Origin of the sequence: Winogradskyella haliclonae, assembly GCF_014635865.1 — a bacterium.
Taxonomy (GTDB): Bacteria; Bacteroidota; Bacteroidia; order Flavobacteriales; family Flavobacteriaceae; genus Winogradskyella; species Winogradskyella haliclonae.
On record NZ_BMDQ01000002.1, the window covers coordinates 231,036 to 245,842 of the forward strand.

General features: G+C 34.0%; 16 protein-coding genes. 9 read left to right on the forward strand and 7 right to left on the reverse strand.

Going from position 1 to position 14,807, the window contains the following annotated elements; all coding sequences use genetic code 11:
• Window positions 1–28: 28 nt before the first annotated feature.
• Complete coding sequence (locus tag IEV10_RS09065; RefSeq protein WP_188374397.1) at window positions 29–676, forward strand: class I SAM-dependent methyltransferase; 648 nt, start codon at window positions 29–31, stop codon at window positions 674–676.
• 457 nt (window positions 677–1,133) lie between these two features.
• Here IEV10_RS09065 and IEV10_RS09070 read toward each other — a convergent pair whose 3' ends face one another.
• Entirely contained in the window at window positions 1,134–1,472 is a 339-nt protein-coding gene (locus IEV10_RS09070; protein ID WP_188374398.1) for an HNH endonuclease, read from the reverse strand.
• A gap of 154 nt (window positions 1,473–1,626) precedes the next feature.
• On the opposite strand from IEV10_RS09070, the gene IEV10_RS09075 reads away from it, so the two are divergent.
• From IEV10_RS09075 to IEV10_RS09085, 3 genes are all read left to right on the forward strand, one after another.
• Window positions 1,627–2,289, forward strand: a complete 663-nt coding sequence (locus IEV10_RS09075; RefSeq protein ID WP_188374399.1) for a hypothetical protein — start codon at window positions 1,627–1,629, stop codon at window positions 2,287–2,289.
• Between the two features lie 210 nt (window positions 2,290–2,499).
• Window positions 2,500–2,769, forward strand: coding sequence for a hypothetical protein (locus IEV10_RS09080; protein ID WP_188374400.1), 270 nt, complete (start codon window positions 2,500–2,502; stop codon window positions 2,767–2,769).
• A gap of 91 nt (window positions 2,770–2,860) precedes the next feature.
• The gene (locus IEV10_RS09085; RefSeq protein WP_188374401.1) at window positions 2,861–5,155 is read left to right on the forward strand and encodes a type IA DNA topoisomerase; all 2,295 of its coding nucleotides are present in this window, start codon (window positions 2,861–2,863) and stop codon (window positions 5,153–5,155) included.
• Between the two features lie 52 nt (window positions 5,156–5,207).
• Here the strand turns inward: IEV10_RS09085 and IEV10_RS09090 are convergent, their stop codons facing one another.
• The 3 genes from IEV10_RS09090 to IEV10_RS09100 all read right to left on the reverse strand — a co-directional run bounded on the left by IEV10_RS09090 (window position 5,208) and on the right by IEV10_RS09100 (window position 8,680).
• Window positions 5,208–5,666 carry a cold-shock protein gene (locus tag IEV10_RS09090; protein WP_188374402.1) on the reverse strand — a complete coding sequence of 153 codons (459 nt, stop codon included), beginning with the start codon at window positions 5,664–5,666 and terminating at the stop codon, window positions 5,208–5,210.
• A gap of 86 nt (window positions 5,667–5,752) precedes the next feature.
• Window positions 5,753–6,184, reverse strand: a complete 432-nt coding sequence (locus tag IEV10_RS09095; RefSeq protein ID WP_188374403.1) for a DUF2452 domain-containing protein — start codon at window positions 6,182–6,184, stop codon at window positions 5,753–5,755.
• 9 nt (window positions 6,185–6,193) lie between these two features.
• A complete protein-coding gene (locus IEV10_RS09100) occupies window positions 6,194–8,680 on the reverse strand; it encodes a zinc-dependent metalloprotease (protein WP_188374404.1) in 2,487 nt (828 codons plus the stop codon).
• Window positions 8,681–8,824: 144 nt separating this feature from the next.
• Here IEV10_RS09100 and IEV10_RS09105 point away from each other — a divergent pair, with 144 nt between their 5' ends.
• Together IEV10_RS09105 and IEV10_RS09110 are read left to right on the forward strand one after the other, a co-directional pair.
• Window positions 8,825–9,109: a DUF3817 domain-containing protein gene (locus tag IEV10_RS09105; protein ID WP_188374405.1), complete on the forward strand. Its 285-nt coding sequence runs from the start codon at window positions 8,825–8,827 to the stop codon at window positions 9,107–9,109.
• Window positions 9,110–9,149: 40 nt separating this feature from the next.
• A complete protein-coding gene (locus IEV10_RS09110; protein WP_188374406.1) occupies window positions 9,150–10,388 on the forward strand; it encodes a mechanosensitive ion channel family protein in 1,239 nt (412 codons plus the stop codon).
• Here IEV10_RS09110 and IEV10_RS09115 read toward each other — a convergent pair.
• The 3 genes from IEV10_RS09115 to IEV10_RS09125 form a co-directional block, all read right to left on the reverse strand.
• Window positions 10,381–11,382, reverse strand: coding sequence for a T9SS type A sorting domain-containing protein (locus tag IEV10_RS09115; protein WP_188374407.1), 1,002 nt, complete (start codon window positions 11,380–11,382; stop codon window positions 10,381–10,383). The genes IEV10_RS09110 and IEV10_RS09115 overlap by 8 nt on opposite strands.
• An 81-nt stretch (window positions 11,383–11,463) precedes the next feature.
• Window positions 11,464–11,847: an acyl-CoA thioesterase gene (locus tag IEV10_RS09120; protein ID WP_188374408.1), complete on the reverse strand. Its 384-nt coding sequence runs from the start codon at window positions 11,845–11,847 to the stop codon at window positions 11,464–11,466.
• Window positions 11,848–12,741, reverse strand: coding sequence for a DUF72 domain-containing protein (locus IEV10_RS09125; protein ID WP_188374409.1), 894 nt, complete (start codon window positions 12,739–12,741; stop codon window positions 11,848–11,850).
• Window positions 12,742–12,894: 153 nt separating this feature from the next.
• On the opposite strand from IEV10_RS09125, the gene IEV10_RS09130 reads away from it, so the two are divergent.
• From IEV10_RS09130 to IEV10_RS09140, 3 genes are all read left to right on the forward strand, one after another.
• On the forward strand, window positions 12,895–13,311 hold the full coding sequence (locus IEV10_RS09130) for a glyoxalase (RefSeq protein ID WP_188374410.1): 417 nt from the start codon (window positions 12,895–12,897) through the stop codon (window positions 13,309–13,311).
• Window positions 13,312–13,390: 79 nt separating this feature from the next.
• Window positions 13,391–13,972: a TetR/AcrR family transcriptional regulator gene (locus IEV10_RS09135; protein WP_188374411.1), complete on the forward strand. Its 582-nt coding sequence runs from the start codon at window positions 13,391–13,393 to the stop codon at window positions 13,970–13,972.
• Window positions 13,973–14,019: 47 nt separating this feature from the next.
• A complete protein-coding gene (locus IEV10_RS09140; protein ID WP_188374412.1) occupies window positions 14,020–14,769 on the forward strand; it encodes an SDR family NAD(P)-dependent oxidoreductase in 750 nt (249 codons plus the stop codon).
• Window positions 14,770–14,807 lie beyond the last annotated feature (38 nt).

Below are 14,807 nucleotides of genomic sequence, written 5' to 3' on the forward strand. Positions count from 1 at the left end.
AATTGTATCTGTTTTTTAACTTGTTGCTATGAAAATAATTCTAGTAGTCTTAGCACTTATCTGTTTGCCATCATTAGGGTTTTCTCAATATGAAGAAAACGATTGGAAAGAACGTGATACATGGATGGCACTAGATACCATATTTAACGCTATTGGAGTAGAAGTAGGGGATTATGTTGCAGATATTGGTTGTCATGAAGGCTACTTGAGTGTACGCTTATCAAAACAGATTGGAGAAAACGGGAAGGTGTTTGCTGTGGATCTTAGAACGGACCGTTTAGAAACATTAAATGAGATTGCTAAAGATCGTGGTCTTCACAACATTACGACCATAGTGGGTGATTATGATAATCCAAACCTTCCAAGAGGACTACTAGACACTGTTATTATTATGGATACCTACCATGAAATGGAAGACTATAGGAGCATTCTGAGTCATGTCAAAAAAGCCTTAAAACCTGGTGGTCAGATTGTAATTATAGAAAAGCTAAAATCACGTATCATTGGAAAATCAAGACAAGAACAAACCAATGCACATAGTTTAAGCAGCAAATATGTGAAACAAGAATTGCAAAACGCAGGATTTATACTGCGTCATGAAAATAATAATCTGGGCTATTGGGAGAACAATCCTGATAAAGTCATTTGGATGTTGGTCGCATATAAAAAGAACTAATTAGTGTGATATTGTACAAAAGTCAATACTCCATTTTTTTCTTCTCAAATAGGTCTATACTCAGTTAATGACATCGAGTTTACGAAATTCACAAACACCTATTTATTTAATAAATAAATTGAGCGAGTAAATGTGTGTGGAATGAATCGATTTGGTCAAAATTAATTAACAAAACTTGATAGCGCTTATAAGTTATCATATATTTAAGTTTTATTAAAATCTACTGTTATCAGAAATATATATACAGCAGCTCAAATTGGCAAACTACAACAAGGTTATATCTTTAATTTAGGAATTTCAGATTCTTATAAAGACAGCAAGGTTTATGGAGTTATAATTACGCCAAGATGTGATATAGAAAACGAAAAAGTTACTACTTTATGTTGGCAAACTGACCTCATATCATTTGCTAAAACAATCCTTCGACAAGCTCAGGAAAACTAAGTGAATGGCCAGTTCAATGAAGGTCATCATGACAAGGCTTACAAACAGATTCTAGCCATTCTATAGGTTCTTTACCAATGTTATATTTAGCATAACGGGTATGATGGACTTGTGTAGCTCGTTGACCACAATACACACATGTCCAATTATCCCGTCTTAAAACGACATAACGTTTACGTTGCCAAGCATCAGATTTTAAATAAACGTTTCTATAATAATCACGTCGAGCAATTCTTTTTTTATCCCATAAGTATCTTTTAAATCTTAGCAATGAGATGTAACCAATTATAACAATGACTCCAATTAATATTGTTTTATAGTCATCACTTGTCAATTGAGAAAGCTTTTCCATACTCTAAGATAATGAATACTAAGGCAATAGCTCTTGGTCCCATAAAATTTTATTCATTTCATTCTTATTGTTTTTAAGTGGAACGACTATATTTTAGGCTATACAAATGCAATTATCCAGTGGATGATTGTATTTTTATATAAAATACTTTTCAATGACATTTCACTTTTATCACTTTCTTTTTATAACAAGTCTTTTCAGCTTAAATTTTGCAAATGCACAAATTTTTGTAGATGACGTTGAACGCGTTGGTATAGTTACTATTGATTATTGTGTTGATAATAGTGGCAAACGCTATGATATTAATATTAACCAGGAAAAAAGTACTTATAAGGACGAAGGCTGGCAACTAGGATGCTTGGATCACTTTAAAAAAGGTTATCTAGCTTATCCACAAAAAATGATAAATGAATGCTGGCAATCCGTTTATTATTTTGTCAATTCAAAATATAAAACGCACGAATTACCCAAAGAAGATTATGTAAAATGTAAAGCATTTCATCGTGGTAAATTTAAATACGAAAGTCCTGCATTCAGTGATTCAGTAATAAAAAGAAGAAAAAAGCGCCAAATTGAAACTGGTGAAAATATTTCTGGTGGTCGTCAAGTTTATAAAATAAATTGGATTAGTGACCATGAGTATACACTTGACACACGTAGAATGTCTTTAATTAAAGACAAACATAAAGTTGGCAATTTTATTAATGTAGAAATCATTGAAGTTATAAATGATAATACTTATTTATACAAAGCATTCATAAAAGATAAAGAGAATGATGACATTGTATTTGGCCTAATAACAAAGATTTCTAACTAATTACTACTTAATAATCAAATACTAAAAATGCTCTATAATTTATATTATGTAAAATATAGATTATTACAAACTCTAACTATGGTCATTTATCGAGAATATTATCCATTTACGAACGCTTAGCGAAAAATTAAGTTACTCAACTATGATATAACCAAACTATAAGCATCCGTTTTTAAATTGCATAAGCCCTCGATTTAAAACTTATGTATTATGGATAAAAATCTCGCCTTATTCACGCAAATCAATAGTTTATCGTATTGGTTACTTCAAGAAAGCAATTTTAAAAGCTCCGTAAACTTAGATGCTAACGACGATAGTTTCTTTATTACCATCAAAGATGGTTTCGAGTCTATTTACAAGCACCATATTGAGGATTTTAGTAAAAAAGACAGTCGTTTCCTAAGAATTGAGCTCTCTTCTATTGTATCGCATTTGTTGCAGATTAAGCGTTCTATACAAGACCACAAACAAGCATCGTAAAGCTGTTAATATATATTTATTAATTCTTAACAGATTAAGACTTATAATTTGCATTTTTGGTTATTTTGGAAGCTTAAAATTGACCAAATAAGTGAAAGTCTGTATTGCCGAAAAACCTAGTGTTGCCCGTGAAATTGCTGCTGTTCTTGGTGCTACAACCAAGCGTGATGGCTATTTTGAAGGCAATGGCTATGTCGTCACTTACACTTTTGGACATCTCTGCACACTTAAAGAACCTAACGATTATAAACCCTATTGGAAAAGTTGGGATTTAAACAACTTGCCCATGCTCCCAGAGAAATTTGAAGTCAAAGTCTCTGATAATGAAGGCGTAAAAAAACAATTCAATATTGTAAAAAGCCTTTTTGATAAAGCTGAAGTGGTCATTAACTGCGGTGATGCGGGTCAAGAAGGCGAATTGATTCAGCGTTGGGTATTAAACGAAGCCAATTATAAAGGTCAGGTAAAACGGCTTTGGATTTCATCTCTAACGACCGAGGCCATAAAAGAAGGTTTTGAAAACTTAAAACCCTCTGAAGACTACGACAACCTCTATTATGCGGGCTTTTCGCGATCTATTGGCGATTGGCTATTAGGGATTAATGCCACACGTTTATATACTGTAAAACATGGTGGTTATAAGCAAGTCTTATCGGTGGGTCGTGTGCAAACCCCAACCTTAGCCATGCTCGTCAAACGTTTTAAGGCCATTGAAAATTTTAAGCCGCAACCCTACTGGGAGCTACAAACCACGTACAGAGACACCCTTTTTAATTATGAAGAGGGCCGTTTTCTAAAAATGGAAGATGGTGAAGTATTGGCTAATAAAGTTAAAGAAGATCAGTTCGAAATTGTATCTGTGACCAAAAAGAAAGGCACAGAATACGCACCCAAACTCTTTGATTTAACGGGATTACAGGTGTATTGTAATACCAAATTTGGCATGTCTGCAGATGAGACTTTAAAGGCTGCACAGCGTTTGTATGAGCAAAAAGCCATCTCATATCCTAGAGTAGACACGACTTTTTTGCCTAATGATGTTTATCCTAAAGTTAAAGGCATTTTAAGCAAGCTGACCAACTATTCAGTCTTGACGTCTCCTCTACTTGATAAAAAGATTAAAAAATCAGCAAAAGTCTTTAATGATAAAAAAGTTACAGATCACCATGCCATTATTCCTACCGGAATGCAAATTAGTATGCAACATGGTGACCAAAAGGTTTACGATGCGATTGTAAAACGCTTTATCGCTGTGTTTTATGAGGATTGTAAAGTGTCTAATACCATAGTTATTGGGCAAGCGGCTGATGTAAAGTTTAGAACTACCGGAAAAGAAATACTGTCTAAAGGTTGGCGTGTGGTGTTTGAGTCTAGCCAAAGCAATGCTAAAAAAGAAAGCCTCTTACCTACTTTTGAAAAAGGCGAAAAAGGCCCACATGAGCCGTCGTTTATAGAGAAACAGACCAAACCGCCTAATCAATTTACCGAGGCCTCTCTCCTACGTGCTATGGAAACCGCTGGCAAACAAGTGGATGACGAAGAGTTGCGTGACATCATGAAAGAAAACGGTATCGGTCGTCCATCAACTCGTGCCAATATTATTGAAACACTGTTTAAGCGCAAATATATTAAGCGCAATAAGAAACAGATTTTGCCCACCGTTACTGGGATTCAGCTGATTGATACCATCCAGAATCAATTGCTAAAGTCTGCAGAGCTGACTGGAACTTGGGAAAAACAGCTAAAGGATATTGAAAAAGGCGAGTATTCTGCATCAGCGTTTATAAAGAGTATGAAACGCATGGTGGATGCCTTGGTTTATGAAGTGCGAACAGAGAAAGTTACGACACGTATATCGGCAGTAAATAATAAATCTGCAAAAACGCCAAAGACAAGATCTAAAACGTCTAAAGGCGTCGTTGGCAATACTTGTCCTAAATGCAAATCTGGGCAATTGATTAAAGGAAAAACGGCTTTTGGTTGCAACCACTACGGAACGTCTTGTGATTTTACCTTGCCGTTTAAATTTGAGAATAAAAAGATATCAGAAAATCAGTTAGTTAGACTTTTAAGTAAAGGTTCGACAGTGAACCTTAAAGGATTTAAAATCAATAATATAACTACAGAAGGCTTATTACGTTTTGATGCTGATTTTAAATTAAAATTTGAACCAAAAAAAGGAACTCATCCTCAATCACAAACCCCAGAAAATACCTGTCCAAAATGCAAAAAAGGCAGCATCATCAAAGGGAAAACCGCCTATGGTTGTTCTGATTATAAATTGGGCTGTGATTTTAGATTTTCGTATGACTTGCTACGCGAAAAAACTGCAGGTCAAGAACTGACAAAGCCATTGGTTTATAAAATACTAAACGAGAATACATAAAAAAGCCACTATCAATACGATAATGGCTTCTTTTTTATAAGATTAGCGTGCTCTATACGAGTTTTACTCTTACTGCATTCATACCACGTTGTCCTTTTTCGAGTTCGAATTCTACCTTGTCATTTTCGGCAATTTCATCTATTAAACCGCTAACGTGACAGAAATACTTTTCGTTATTCTCATCATCAATAATAAATCCAAAACCTTTTGATGTGTCAAAGAAGTTAACTTTTCCTTTTCTGATGGGGTCTATTTCTTCTTTTTCTCCAGGCAAAGTCTTAGGAATACTTACTTCAATATTTTCAGCTTCAATTTCGATTTTATGCTCTGGATCTGGTGGTGTATCTGTTAAATTACCATTGTAATCCACATATGCAATCGGTATGCCTTCAGAACCGTTAGCCTCCTTCTCTGCTTTTCGCGCCTCCATCTTCTTACGCTTATCCTCACGTTTTTTTAAACGCTTTTTTTCTTTTTCACTTTTGCTAAATGTCTGTTGTGATCTACCCATGTATTATTTGATACTGTTTCGTTATGTGCATAAATATAGTATTAAAGATGGATTAAGCACTGTAATTTCTTGACTATCTATACAAACTAATGATTTAATGCTATTGATTGAGGTTTAGAGTCCACCTTTTCCCATAAATAGTCCGATGTTAAACGGAAACTTCCCAAATGTTCAAAATCACAGGTATCTGGATTAATAATAGATAAAAAGGGTTGGTCCTTTGCATTATTATACAAATGATAAATCTCACCAATTATAGGCTCAAAACTGAATTTTGAAGCCGTGATAAGTTCATTATACTCTAGAACCTTCATCAAGGCTTCATACTCAGCTTTTAAAGCTTCATATTTTGTTTTTAGATGCTTGTTAGCCTTATATATCTGTGAATTTTTCCAACTGCCATTGTTTGGTGCTTTGATTTGTGGTGCACTAAAACTTGTGGCATAAGGCAAAAAGGCAGCGTTATACTGTTCTTTTTCTTCATCATAAACCACCATGTCTGGCTTTTTCTCTTTCATTCTAAAATTTTATTTTGGATCTAAAATTGAATTCACACGTTCTAAGCAATCTCTATAATGGTACTTCGTCTCTGTGTTTACTGCTGAATTTGAAGCAGTTCTTAAACGTTGTTTTAAGACATTTAATTCGCCTCTAACCAAAGCTCTAACATCAGATTGATTAACGTTGTAATACTTGCGAGAAAAACGTCTATTCATTTCTCCTGTCATTAAATTACCCAACTGATCAATATGCGCACGTTGCAAATTACGTCTATACACTGTTACATTTTGACCAAAATTTGCTTCTGACCAAACACCTTTACGTAAATCACGTAGCATCTCCAATGCTGAATAATTACTGGCATCTAAAGCCTTATAATCTATCAATCGCCCTAAAGTTTCAAAGCTTAACAAGCGGTTAAGGTGTCTGGCTTGCAGGCCTCTTAAACGCTCCGTATAACCTGCATAATCAATTTTATTGAGAATATTTTTATCTACCAACCATGTTGGGCTAACAAATGCATTTTTATGCAACCATTGCATGGCTGCCTTTTGTTCAGCCTTAGGAACCATAGTGTATACATTACCTCCTTGAGATGGGTTTTGAGTATCCTCATAAACACCACCAACATGCGACGTTACATGACCAATATATCGATTCCAAACACCTAGCATCTCTCCATAAAGCTCACCTAAATCCTCATAGTTATTAGTTTGGTCGCTTGTCCATTGTGGCAAATTAGCAGCGACAATCTTAAGATTACTTAATCCATAAGTACTCGCTTTAATACTATTGTTTCCGATATCTTCAGTCTGCGATCTTGGGTCAAAACGACTGCCTTGACTACCAAACATATACTTTGGGTCACCAGCTTTTGAAGACACCAACTGATCTAAAATTGTACGCTCTGCATCTGCAGAATTTGTACCTGGATAATAGCGGTAGCCAAAATTAATAGCATAATCATCATAAGGACCTAATTGTCTTATAAAACGAATGTTCTGATCACCAGGTTGTGCTATGTAGTTATAGCGTGCATAGTCCATTATAGTTGCTGCGATACCATTTTTTTGAGTAAAAGCACCATCTCTATAATTCTCAACATCATAGGCATAACTAGCTGCCATATTATGAGGCAAGCCTAAGGTATGGCCAACTTCGTGAGCAATGACCATTTTCATCATTTCTCCAATTTCAGATTCTGGCGTGTCTAAAGTACGTGCCGAAGGATTCGCTGCTCCCGTTTCTAATAAATAACGGTTACGATAAGAACGCAAATGGTTATGATACCAAATGATATCGCTTTCTATTATTTCTCCTGTTCTTGGGTCAGAAACACTTGGTCCTGTTGCATTACGTGTTGTACTTGCCACATAGCGAATCACTGAGTAACGGATATCTTCTGGGCTAAAATCTGGATCTTCCTCTTTTGTCGGTGGGTCTTTAGCAATAATGGCATTTTTAAAACCTGCAGCTTCAAAAGCTTTTTGCCATAACTCCACACCTTCTTTCATGTACGAACGAAATTTCTCTGGTGTTGCAGGATCTAAATAATAAACAATAGGTTTTATAGGCTCAACTAATTCTCCTCGCCTATAGGCTTCAATATCTTTTGGGACTAATCGCCAACGACGAATATATGTTTTGCGATCCGCCTTTAGTTTTTCACTACTGTAATCGTATTTACTTAATGTAAACCAACCAACACGCTCATCAAAATAACGGGGTTGCATTAAATCTTTAGGCAACAGAATCATGGATTGATTCATTTGGACACTAATAGACTCATCTCCTGTATTCACAGGTGGTTCAGAAGCATTGTATGTAAAGTCTTGAATCACTTCAATATTCTCTGGGAAGCTTTTCATTGAATTGATAAAACTTCTTGATTTGTCCAAATTTCTAACCTTATATTGTTTTCTGAATCGCGATGGCAAACCACTTAATGCTTTTACGTCTGTACCGTAAAAAGAACTAACATCGATAACCACAGCTGTAGAATCTTTTGAAATCGCTTGGATATCAAATGCATACAAAGTAGGTTCATAGTTATTATTCTGAACAGATATATTTATTGGCAAGCTGTCTTGTGCTACCGCACTGTACGATTTCTCTTTGATTAAAACCTTATTCTTAAAACGTTGCCATCTTACTAAGCGTGTATTGGTTTTGGTACCGGCGTTGACATATCCACCTCCAAGGCCAGAAGGCAACTTTGCAAAGCGACTCACTAATAACATATCGGTATCAAGATAGTCATTAGGAATTTCGAAAAAGTACTTCTCTCCTACTTGGTGCACTTTAAATAAGCCATCGTCCGTAATAGCATCTTTTGTAATTACTTTATCGTAATCTTTAATTTTTCCTTTCTTTTTTGGTGCTGGCTTAGGTTTTGCCTGTTCAGTTTTAGCGTCTTTTTTACGTTTACGCTTAGATTGTGCTTCTACATAGCTAAAGCTTAAAAGCATTGATAGACATAGTGTTACAGCTAAATTTTTTCTTAGAGAAATCATTAGGAATTGGTTATTAAGTTAGTTAAACAGTGTAAAGGTAATTAATAGAAAATTAGTTTTTATTGAATTCTTAAAAGCTGTTAAAATCAACTCATAATCTCTTATTCTACAGTATTTTTGCACTCGTAATAATTTGATTAGTCTATGGTAAATATTTTCAGAATTACAGCATTTTTAGAAGGCGTGTCTTATTTGCTTCTATTATTTGTGGCGGTGCCAATTAAATACTTAAATGGTGAACCTCAATATGTAAAACTCTTAGGAATGCCACATGGCTTACTATTTGTCGCTTACATTGTCTTAGCGATTTGGTTAAAACCCGATTTTAAATGGAATCAGAAAACATTTTTAATCGTTCTTGTAGCTTCGCTTATTCCTTTTGGAACCTTTTATGTTGATAAGAAATATTTAAAACCGCATTCTGCTTAACTAATATTTGCTAGGTTTATATAGAAATTTCTTCGACCTAATGAAACATTACCTATACGACCTATTAATTGACAAAGGCTTTTCTGTTGATACCGCTAAGTATTTAAACATGTTAGCCTTATTAATAGCATTGCTTATTGTTGCTTTTATTATAGATTTTGTAACCAAACGCCTACTAAGACGTTTTTCTTCAAGCATTGCTAAACGTACCAAAACAAATTTCGACAACATACTTATCACCAATAAACTGCCTAGGAATGTAGCGCATATTGTGCCATTAATCATCTTAATAGAGTTTGTGCCACAGGTATTTTCTGATTTCCCTGTTGTTGAAGATATCATAGAAAAAACGCTAAAAGTCATTGCTATTTTATTGACACTTAGAATTCTTCAAAGTGTGCTCCTGTCAATTCGTGATTATCTAAAAACCTTACCACGTTATAAAGACAAGCCTATTTATAGTTACATACAAGTTTTTATGATTTTTATGTGGCTATTAGCTATATTTTCAATGTTTGCTATTGTTACTGGTATCTCTTTTTGGGAGTTTGTAACTAGTATAGGTGCAGTATCTGCAATTATCATTCTTGTATTTAGAGACAGTATTTTAGGATTTGTAGCGAGCATACAAGTTACAGTAAACGATATGGTACGCATTGGCGACTGGATTACTTTCGATAAATACGGTGCAGATGGAGATGTTACAGAAATAACATTGGCTACAGTAAAAGTCCAAAATTGGGATAAAACCATTACAACAATACCTACTTATGCGCTGATTTCTGATTCGTTTAAGAACTGGCGTGGTATGTCTAATTCTGGTGGACGTCGTATAAAACGCTCAGTGATTTTAAAAGCTTCTACAATTAAATTTTTAACGGATGCAGATATTGTTCGGTATAAAAAGATTCAATTGGTCACAGAATATTTAAACACCCGTTCCGACGAAATTAATACTGCTAATATTGAAAATGATATTGATAAATCCGTACTCATTAACGGCAGGAATCTTACTAATTTTGGCGTTTTTAGAAAATACCTTCAAGTTTATATCGAAAATCATTCTGCTTTAAATAAGGATATGACGATGATGGTGCGGCAATTAGAACAGACCACTCAAGGCATTCCTCTAGAAATCTATACCTTTAGTAAAGACCAACGCTGGGTAAACTACGAATACATAATGGGAGATATTTTTGATCATGTATTGGCTGCGGTAACTTACTTTGATTTAGGAGTTTATGAACTAAACTTAGAAACTCAAAGCGCTATCAATTAATGACAAACTTAACTATTTTAGTTTCCCCTATGTTAGACGTAAATTTTGACAGGTATATTCCTTTTTTTAAATCACTCAAATTAACCATACTGTCATTGTTTAGTTGTAACGCCTTAATGCTTTGACCAGTAATGTTATAAATGTTTAGTTGACCAGAAACTGAGGCACTAAATTGAACAGATTTAGAATTATTAATGTATTTGACGTCTAAATTATTATATCTAATATTAGTATTTGAAAGCACTAAATCACTCCATGTACTTGCAACACTTACTAAACCAACATGACCTGAAAACCTGCCAGAATTAGGAACATTCCAAGCAAAAGCTAACCTGTCTATTGAAGAAGAATTTTCTATTGCTGGAGCTGGTGCTATTAAAGTAGAAGATACAGGCTCACCATTCACATAGTTAGGATTTATAAACAATTCTAGTTCATCATTAGAAGCTCCAGAATTAATAGTATACTTTAATACAACTAAATAAGCCGTATTAAAACTATAGACTTGAGAAGTTACAGCTCCATTATTTGATGAATCACCAGACTTTATTCCTATGCTAAACCCAGAACCAGAATCTTGTACCCAAATTCGTAAAGCTGTACTGAAAGCACTACCATTTAACACTCTGATAACATCAAAAGGAGAACTTGAAGGCGAATCACTAATATTCATAACAAAACTAGTGTAAAATGTTCCTGCAGTAATAGAAGAGGAAAATAGATGCCCTGGCCCATCTGAATTAATATTATTAATTGACTGTACACTATTTGCAGAGCTTCCATAATCTGGATATGACAAAGAAAAAGCAACAACATTAGAAGGTGTACCACCAAAAACGGCACCTGTTCCTCCCATCGAAGTATCGTTAGACCAACTTCCCTGTCCGTTGAGAGATTGGTTTGTGTTTAAAGCACTAAAGTCTTCTTGAAAAATGACTTGTGCACTAACACCAGAAATAAAAAATAATGACAGATAAAGTAATGTAGATTTCATCAAAAAGTTAATTGTTAATTAATAGCTCTATAAATATAATTTTTTGACTAAAAACTAACACATAATTAAGATGTATAACTTTTATAATCGGTCTTTTACAAATTCTACTTTTGTTTTACCATGAGGCGATGGTTTTCCGTCTTGACCTAGGTTAACCATTATCATATTATCCACCGTCAATATCGTCTCTCTAGTCATTTTATTTCTAGCTTCACATTTCATAGTAATAGAAGTTCTACCAAACTTTATAACTTCCATACCAATCTCTACGATATCCCCTTTTTTAGCAGAAGCCATAAAATTAATTTCGGACATGTATTTGGTAACTATTTTAGAGTTTTCAAGCTGAATTATAGTATACAAAGCGGCTTCTTCGTCTATCCAAGCCAATAACTGACCTCCAAATAAAGTGCCATTAGGGTTTAAATCTTCTGGTTTTACCCATTTACGTGTGTTAAATCTCATTTATAATAATGTTTGTTGTCCATTGGTATCGTCGTTAGGTATCATTAAATTAGTACCCAACTCAGAATTCATTTTACGAATTAAATATGCTGAAAGCAATGGAGATTCCTTTTCAATATTCTGATGCACAAAGAAATTAATATCATTAATTCCGGCATTCTTCCATATTTTCAAGCGTTCTACCCAATCATCTAAACGTGTATAATCGCTTTTATGATTGGCACCTACATAGCGAATAAAAGCTCTGGAATTGGTTAAACGCATATGCATAATATCTCGGCGTCCTGCAGAATCAACAATGATATTTGAAATATTGTTCTCTTCCAACAGCTGATACAAATCTTCAGCAATAGCACCATCATTATACCAATTTGTATGTCTAAATTCCATAGCTAATGGCACCTCTTTTGGCCAAGATTCGGCAAAATTTATGACTCTATCAAAATCCTTAGGTGCAAAGTTACTATGCATTTGTAAAAATATGCAGCCTAGCTTTTCCTTAAGATTAATAGCACTATATAAATAGTTATCTACTACAGGTTTTACGTCATCATTTAAGCGTTTCCAATGACTTATTTCCTGATTGAGCTTAGGGAAAAATTTAAAATTATCAGGTGTTTTGTCATACCATTTTACAAATTGCTCTGGAGGAAAAATTCGATAAAATGTAGCGTTTAGCTCAATGGAATTAAATTGATGAGAGTAATACTCTAACTCATCCTTAGTGCCTCTCGGATAAAACCCCTTTAAATCTGCCCTGTTCCACTTAGCACAACCTACAAATACATTTGTACTGTCTGATGGCTTATCTTTTAAAACTCTTAAAGTATCAATATGGTCACTGGGTAGAGTAAAATCTATCTCAGTAGGATTGTCAACGCTTCCAAACTTCATAGTTATAATTTTAAGATAAAGATACTAACTTGTAATTGCACTAGCTAAAAATTGATTTGTTAATAACACCGTTGACAAGATAATTCTCACATTAATATTTCACCTTGGTTAATACTTAAATTTAATTCCATATTAATTCAATTCTACTTTGATATGGAAACCCGCTCTAAACTTCTACTTGACATCAGACCACTAATTCCCTCTGCAAAAGTCTACGACTCTATGTCTAGTGACGAGGCTTTTCAGAATAAAACGCTTCGTCCTATTATAAAGATGCAGAATGATTTGTTTGTAAATGTCTTTAAGAATTACATCTCAAAACGAAAAAATGTATTTTATGACTTAACACTACCGAAGCAGTTGGCATATATAGAAAACGCTATTCATAAAGACATGAAGTTTAGGAATTCTCTTAAAGGTATGGTTATAGGACAGTTTACCGTTGAAGAATACGAACTGTATATTCAAAATTCTTCGGCATTAAACAAGCGCATGATGAATATCGTAAAAGAGCGTTTATTAAGTAGCATTCAACTTTTTATAAAACCAGATTTTCTAAAAGCGGTATAGTCTATTTTAAATTTTATAATTCTATTAACATATCCGCATTTCAATTATACTTAATTTTGGAACGTTCATTTCAAATAAAATGCCAAAAACTGAAGTTTTCAATAAAGAATTAGTGCTTAATCAAGCAAGTCATGTATTCCATGTAAAAGGATACAATGCGACATCTATGCAGGATTTAGTAGATGCTACAGGCTTGAACCGTTCAAGCATTTATAATTCTTTTGGCAATAAGCATAATCTCTTTCTAGAATGCTTAAAGGTATATCAAAGTAAATACCAAAGGTCAATTTCTAATCTTTTATTAAAAGCTAACAGTCCTTTGAAAGCTATTGAGTCTATCTTTGAATTGTATCTAGATGAAATTGTTAAAGACGACGAAAACAAAGGTTGCCTAATTACAAATTGTAAATCTGAAATGGCCAATCAAGATTCTACAATTCATAATTTTTTAATGAATAATCAAAAAAACACTTTAGCTTTATTTGAGGATTTAGTGAACCAAGGGCAAGAAAATTCTAGTATCAATAGTCATCGCAGTCCTAAAGACTATGCACTTTATTTATTTAGTACGATACAAGGATTTAGAATGGTAGGTATTTTAATTGACAATAAACAACAATTGCAAAGCCTTATAAATATAACTTTGCAAAACTTAAAGTAATTTTTTTAATCTAATTTGAAACGATTGTTTCAAATAAAACAGACATTATGAGTAAATTAAAAAACAAAGTTGCAGTCATAACTGGAGCTAATAGTGGTATAGGTCTAGCAACTGCAAAACTATACTTAAAAGAAGGTGCAAGAGTTGTGCTTTCTGGAAGACGACAAGAGGCTTTAGATGAAGTATCTAAAGAATTAGAAGGTGATTTTATCACAGTATTAGCCGATGTATCCAAACCTGAGGATAATATTAATCTTATAAAGGAGGCAACAAATAAGTACGGCAATATTGATATACTATTCTTAAATGCTGGCATTGCACCTATTGCAACAACTACGGATGTTACTGCAGAACATTATGATGAAATTTTTAATATTAATGTCAAAGGTCCAATATTAGCTACAAAAGAAGCATTGCCAAAAATTAATGATGGCGGTACTATCTTATTTACAAATTCTATAGTACATCAAAAAGGATTTGATGGTTTAGGTGTATACTCGGCAAGTAAAGGAGCGCTAAGAGCGTATTCTCGTGTATTAACTTCTGAAGTGAAATCCAGAGGAATTAGAGTAAATTCTATAGCGCCTGGTCCGATTGCGACGCCACTTTACGGTAAAATGGGATTGCCACAAGATGTTGTTGAAGAAATGGGAAAAGGATTTGCAGCCTCAGTACCCTTAGGTCGTTTTGGGACTTCTGAAGAAATTGCAAATGCAGCACTATTCTTAGCATCTGATGATGCCTCTTACATCAATGGCGTAGAGCTAGAAATTGATGGCGGATTAAGTCAAATCTAAAATACAGATATTTAAAAAGCCAAGTCTAATACTTGGCT